The following is a 6,621-nucleotide window of genomic DNA, read 5'->3' as shown; positions in this document are numbered from 1 at the left end:
GTTCAGTTTTCAAAGATCATGTGCACCTCAGCAGTGCTCATCTATATTACCAAATCATTTCCTTCTTGTAAACCCCTTTTTTGAAAAATTTTAAAAAAAAAGAAAGAAGATTCATTCAGCTCCGTCAAACCTACTAGAATCTTCTCTCCGTTAAAATTTGTTTTTGACACTAAAAATGATTCGCGCTATCAATTTTACTGTCTGTTATTCCTTCAGAAAGTATTAGTATCAATCCCAAATCCCCAAGCTTTAAAAAACTTTATTTACACTATTATAGTACTTAAAAAAAAATATTTTTTTCAATGACAAAAGTCACTAATTTCATAGATTTTTTGCACAAATTCAAATAAAATATATCTGGTGATAAAAATGAATGAAATTTTAATTGAACAATGCAATCTTTTAATTGATAAAACGCTGCCAAATATCGCAAATATTTCCAATTTAATTGCTCTTTTATATCATGAAATGAAAAACATCAATTGGCTTGGCTTCTATATTTGTGATGAAAAAAATCAAGAGTGCACTCTAGGACCTTTCCAAGGAAAAGTAGCATGCACAAGAATCCCATACGGAAAAGGCGTTGTTGGAACTTGCGCTAAAACACAAGAAACCCAAAGAATTGAAAATGTACACAAATTTCCAGGACACATCGCCTGTGATTGTGCTTCCAATTCAGAAATCTGCATCCCTATAAAAAAAGATGACAAACTTGTTGCCATCTTAGATATTGATTCTTTTGAATTCAACAATTTCTCAAAAGAAGACCTTGAATCGTTAGAAAAGATATCCGAACTGTTTAGTCCGCTTTTCTAAGTACATAGATATTATCCAGACTTGAATCGCTCTGTTGTACATTTAACCCTTCCAACAAATCTTTTGACAAAACATCATCCACAACATGAACAAGAAATGATTTAGTCAAATGTCGCTTAGAGTGAAGAAAAGCTCTTTGTATAATTGTCTGACCGAGTTGATATTCATTTGAAAGTGCCTGAACCATCAAACTCTTTTGCGGTGATACACCAATAAGAAGGTTGCAGGCATTTTTTTTATTCAAAAATGACAAACTTCCCTTAAAACTAAATGCATCATTGACATCCACTTTCAAAATATCCTCATTGAAATTTCCCCAATACGCATAACTATACACTGGATGATTTGATCGATATACATCTTTATAATGTAAGAATAAATTTGTACAATCCTTATAAATTTCACTTGGTGTATATACCACATGAAATCCTGGCAAATTTTCACGTATTTCCTTCCATTTTTCATATGGATAGAAATCACCAGCACATGCAGGATCTAAACAAGAATACGAAAAGCATGGCATACACAATACACCTGTATCTGTAATTAATTCTTGTAACGTTTCAATTAGCATTTGATAATTACCCACCAAACCACTATATCGACTAAGATCTGCTTCTAGAAGCACAAAACTTCCTTTTGTGATGCCTAAATTTATAAAAATCTGTTTAAAATCTTCTTTTGTATAAATTTCCATGCATTTATTCTAACTTTTATTTATAGCTCTGGCAAGTTTTTACTGCCTTTTTCCAATTCACATACAAACCATCCATCTCTTCTTTTGTTTTTTCAGGAACAAATTCTCTTTGAAGTTCTATGCCCAACTCATCATCTTTCCAATACCCACAAGAAAGTCCAGCTAAATAAGCTGCGCCTAGCGCCGTTAATTCATTTGTTTTAAAGCGTTGAACAGGCAATTGCAACAAATCACTTTGAAATTGCAACAAGAAATTATTAGCAGCTGCACCACCATCTACCTTTAAAGATGTGATATTGATTTGACTATCCTGCTTCATAGCTTCTAACACATCCTTTGACTGATATGCCATCGATTCCAAAGCTGCACGAACAATATGATTTTTATTGGCACCAAACGTTAAACCTAAAACACTTGCCTGGCATGCATCATCCCAATATGGAGCACCCAAGCCAACAAACGCTGGCACAATATATACGCCATTTGTATCTTTAACACTTTCTGCCATAGCCTGCGTATCCTTCGTATTCTCAAATAGCTGCATCTGATCACGCAACCACTTCATTAAACTACCAGAAACAAAGATACTTCCTTCAAGTGCATAACTCATTTGATCACCAATTTGCCATGCCACAGTCGATAACAAACCATTCTTGGATTCAACAATTTTATCTCCTGTATTCATCAACATAAAACCGCCAGTTCCATATGTATTTTTGATACCACCTGCACTAAAACAACCTTGACCAAATAGCGCAGCCTGTTGATCTCCAACAACACTACAAATTGGCACTTCTTGACCAAAGAAATGATAGGATGCTGTTGTACAATATGTATAAGATGTTGGTTTAACTTCTGGTAAGATTTCTCTTGGAATATCAAATAGATTCAACAATTCATCATCCCATTCAAGCGTATGAATATTAAACAATAATGTTCGACTTGCATTAGATACATCCGTGATATGTGTATTCGATCCTGACAATTTCCATACGATCCAACTATCCATCGTTCCAAATAAGACTTCACCCTTCTTTGCCTTTTCATATACATCTGGATTATGATCAAAAATAAAGCGAATCTTGCTTGCTGAAAAATAAGGATCTATACGAAGTCCAGTCTTTGCCTTTACAACCTCTTCATATCCATTCTCTTTCCAACTATCGCAAATACTCTTTGTTTGTTTAGATTGCCATACAATAGCTGGACTTACCGGAAGTCCCGTATTCGCATCCCATAACACACTTGTTTCACGCTGATTACTAATACCGATAGCACATACCTGTTCTGGACTAATTTTACTTTTTAATATCACTTCACTCATTACTGCTAAACAAGCTAGCCATATCTCATTAGCATCTTGTTCTACCCATCCAGGATGTGGATAAGATATTGTCGTTTCTTTTTGTGCAATTTCAACCACATTCGCCGCCTTATCAAATAATACAGCACGTGTACTTGTTGTTCCGTGGTCAATTGCTAAAATATATTTTTGCATAGAAAAAATCTCCTTATATGTAATATTTTAATCTTTTTGTAAGCCCTTTACAAGATTTCATAAATAAAAGAAAAGAGATGTCAAAAACATCTCTTAGCTACGAAGTGTTGCATTGCAGTCTTTTTGAATATGTTCAAGGATTGCTTCAAACACTTGGTTGATTTCTTCATCTTTTAATGTATGTGTATCTGATTGGAATGTAATAGACAACGCAACAGATTTTTCATCCTTACTTACATGTTCACCTTCATAAACATCAAATACTTCTACATCACGAATAATCATTTCTTTATTCAAACGACCTTGCTTATTAATTGTATCCACTACCTTTTGTACTGGCATTGTACGATTTAGAACAAATGCCAAGTCGCGAGTTACACTTGGATATTTTGAAACTGGGCTGAATTTGATTTTTGATTTCTTCACATTAATAAGTGCAGCAAAGTCGATTTCGGCCATCACAATATTTTTACCATATTGAGGATGAATATCACCTAAAAGACCTACACAATCTTTTCCTAACATAATTTTTGCACTGCGATATGGATGGAAGTGTGTTGTATCCATATCATTTTCTACGAATGAAACTCTTTGAGCAGCAATACCAATCTGTTCTAAGAAGGCTTCAATCAAACCTTTTAATGTATAGAAATCGCTAGGTGTCACATCACTTGTCCAACGAGTTTGTTGTAAATTTCCACTCATCGCGATAGCTAAATGCATCTTAGCCCCACTAACACCTGCTACATCACTTAATTCAAAGACATTAATATCTTTGATATTACGAGCACGGTTATATGAAATTACATCTAACAAACTAGGTAAAATGCTTGTACGAATATAACGACGTTCTTCACTCATTGGACTTGCTAATTCAATCGCTTCGTCCTTATTAAGAATTGCATTATCTTTCTTTTCAGTACTAATTAAAGTATATGTTAAACAATCTTGTAAGCCTTGTGAACATAGGAATTGGCGTGCTTGACGTGTTAATTGTTGTTTATATGTTAATTTACCTTCTGTCATAGGCATAACAGGAAGTGTACTAGGTAAACGATCATAACCTAACATACGAATAACTTCTTCACTTAAATCAGCCATACCTTCCATATCAGTTCTTGAACTTGGAATGTGACAAGTAATTGTTGAATCTTTAACTTCTGGTTTAAAATCTAAACGTGTAAATACATCCACAACTTCATCTAAATTAAAATCTGTACCTAAACGATTGTTGATGGCTTCTAGTGTACAAGAAATTGATTTTGGCTCATATGGAACTTGTCCATATTGAACAGTTTCTTCAATTCCAGTCGCATTGGCATATTCAATCAACAATTGAACGGCACGATCCAATGCTTTTTTACTAGCTAGTGGTTCAATACCTTTTTGATAGCGTACACTTGCTTCTGTAGATAAATTTAAACGACGTGCTGTATTACGAATCGCAACATGATCAAAAATAGCACATTCAATAATAATAGAATCTGTTGTATCTAAAATCTTAGAATCATCTCCACCCATAATTCCGGCAATACCGATTGGTTTACCTTGGTTTGTGATAACAATGTCTTCTGGTTGTAATTTATAAGTTACACCATCTAATGCTGTATATTCCTCATCAAATCCATCAGCAACGACAATACTTTGGCTAGGTAACGACTTTGCATCATAGAAGTGCATTGGCTGTCCTGTTTCTAACATTACAATGTTTGAAATATCAACAATATTATTGATAGATTTTACACCACTAGCTGCCAATAATTCCTTCATCCATTTTGGACTTTCTTTGATTGTTAAATGGTTAATAATTTTTCCATAGAATAATGGACATTTTGATGTTGTACTTTCTACATGCAACTGACTTGGTGTACCTACATCACTTGCACCTTCATATTCTGGAAGCTTAACTTCACGATTTAAAATAGCTCCTGCTTCTTTTGCCATATTGAAAGCAGCTAAACAATCATTACGATTTGGTGTTAAACCAATATCTAACACTTCATCATCTAAACCTAAATAGCCAAATGGATCTGTATTTCCTACAGGTGCATCAGCTGGTAATACTTCAATACCATTCTTTTGATTTTCATCTAAACTAGCTGGATCCACCCCTAGTTCAAGTAATGAACAAATCATACCATTACTTTCAACACCGCGAATCACACCATTCTTGATTTCTCCACCAGGTAAAACAGCACCTGGTAGTGCAACAATTACATTTTGTCCTGCAGCCACATTTGGTGCACCACACACAATATTTACCACTTCATTTCCAACATTTACAGTTGTACAGTGTAAGTGATCACTATCTGGGTGATCAACACATGTTTCAACATGACCGATCACTAAATTTGTTCCTTGAGATAAATGTTCAATACCCTCTACTTCAAAACCAGCATCTGTAATACGTTTTGCCATTTCTTCAATAGAAAGATCTTGTACATCCATAAATTGATTAAACCATTTTCTTGAAATACGCATATTTAAATCCTCCTACTCATAACGTTTGAATGTAGAATTGAATCGTTTATCATTTGTATAGAAATGACGAATATCATCAATACCATACTTCAACATCGCAACACGCTCAATACCTACACCAAAGGCAAAACCACTACATTTTTCTGGATCATATCCAGCCATTTTTAATACATTTGGATGTACTTCACCAGCCCCAAGAATTTCAATCCATCCAGTGCCTTTACATGTTGGACATCCTTTTCCGTTACAAATGTGACATGAAACATCCACTTCAACACTTGGTTCAGTGAATGGGAAATAACTTGGTCTGAAACGAATTTGACGGTCTTGACCAAATAATTTTTTTGCCATGAATTCTAAAGTTCCCTTTAAGTCCGCTAAAGTGACCTTTTCACCAATAACCAATCCTTCCATCTGCATGAATTGGTGTGAGTGAGTCGCATCATCATCATCACGACGGTATACCTTACCAGGGCATACTACTTTGATTGGAAGATTTGGTGCACTTTCTTCTAATACAACCATCTGAATTGCAGTTGTATGCGTTCTTAATAAACGATTTGGATCAATATATAAAGAGTCCTGCATATCACGTGCTGGGTGATCCTTAGGAATATTGGCTCTTTCGAAACAATATTCATCATCCACAATATCATCACCTTCAATAACTTGGTAACCTAAACCAATGAATAGATCTTCCAATTCTTGGCGTACTAAGTTTAATGGGTGAGCATTACCTAATTCAGGTTTACGACCTGGCAAAGTAATATCGATCTTTTCAGATTCGATTTTTTTCTGCATTTCTAAAGCTGCCAATTGCTCTTTCTTTTCTTCAATCATTTTAGAAAGATCTTGTTTTAATTGGTTAACTTTTTGTCCAAAGATGGGTTTTTCCTCTTTTGACAAATCTTTCATACCTTTCATCAACTCTTGAACGGGTCCTTTTTTTCCTAAATACAAGACACGCAAATCATTCAACGAAGATGAATCTTTGACATCTTGAATTTTTTGTGTAGCTTCCTGCAAAAGCTCTTCAATTGTTTTCATGTTGTTCTTCCTTTCCCTAAAAACAAAAAAAAGACGACGCAAGAACGACTTTTTGCCGCGTTACCATCTTGCTTCGTCTTGA

At 34.6% G+C, this 6,621-nt stretch carries 5 protein-coding genes; 1 reads left to right on the top strand and 4 read right to left on the bottom strand.

Features of this window, described 5'->3' with window-relative positions:
• Nucleotides 1–369: 369 nt before the first annotated feature.
• The gene (locus Q3907_RS06525; RefSeq protein WP_295645604.1) at nt 370–816 is read left to right on the top strand and encodes a GAF domain-containing protein; all 447 of its coding nucleotides are present in this window, start codon (nt 370–372) and stop codon (nt 814–816) included.
• Here Q3907_RS06525 and Q3907_RS06520 read toward each other — a convergent pair.
• From Q3907_RS06520 to pheS, 4 genes are all read right to left on the bottom strand, one after another.
• Entirely contained in the window at nt 800–1,513 is a 714-nt protein-coding gene (locus Q3907_RS06520) for an AAC(3) family N-acetyltransferase (protein WP_295645601.1), read from the bottom strand. The two genes, Q3907_RS06525 and Q3907_RS06520, sit on opposite strands and share 17 nt — an antisense overlap.
• Before the next feature lie 16 nt (nt 1,514–1,529).
• On the bottom strand, nt 1,530–3,011 hold the full coding sequence (gene glpK, locus Q3907_RS06515; protein ID WP_301897715.1) for a glycerol kinase GlpK: 1,482 nt from the start codon (nt 3,009–3,011) through the stop codon (nt 1,530–1,532).
• Nucleotides 3,012–3,104: 93 nt separating this feature from the next.
• The gene (pheT, locus tag Q3907_RS06510; RefSeq protein ID WP_301897714.1) at nt 3,105–5,492 is read right to left on the bottom strand and encodes a phenylalanine--tRNA ligase subunit beta; all 2,388 of its coding nucleotides are present in this window, start codon (nt 5,490–5,492) and stop codon (nt 3,105–3,107) included.
• Between the two features lie 12 nt (nt 5,493–5,504).
• Entirely contained in the window at nt 5,505–6,539 is a 1,035-nt protein-coding gene (gene pheS / locus Q3907_RS06505; RefSeq protein ID WP_117571509.1) for a phenylalanine--tRNA ligase subunit alpha, read from the bottom strand.
• Nucleotides 6,540–6,621 lie beyond the last annotated feature (82 nt).

Source organism: uncultured Holdemanella sp. (assembly GCF_958348295.1).
GTDB lineage: Bacteria > Bacillota_I > Bacilli_A > Erysipelotrichales > Erysipelotrichaceae > Holdemanella.
This window is presented reverse-complemented; position numbering and strand designations above follow the sequence as displayed.

Coding starts and splice junctions, on each gene's coding strand:
- Q3907_RS06525 (WP_295645604.1), top strand. CDS start 370: ATGAATGAAATTTTAATTGAACAATGCAATCTTTTAATTGATAAAACG.
- Q3907_RS06520 (WP_295645601.1), bottom strand. CDS start 1,513: ATGGAAATTTATACAAAAGAAGATTTTAAACAGATTTTTATAAATTTA.
- glpK (WP_301897715.1), bottom strand. CDS start 3,011: ATGCAAAAATATATTTTAGCAATTGACCACGGAACAACAAGTACACGT.
- pheT (WP_301897714.1), bottom strand. CDS start 5,492: ATGCGTATTTCAAGAAAATGGTTTAATCAATTTATGGATGTACAAGAT.
- pheS (WP_117571509.1), bottom strand. CDS start 6,539: ATGAAAACAATTGAAGAGCTTTTGCAGGAAGCTACACAAAAAATTCAA.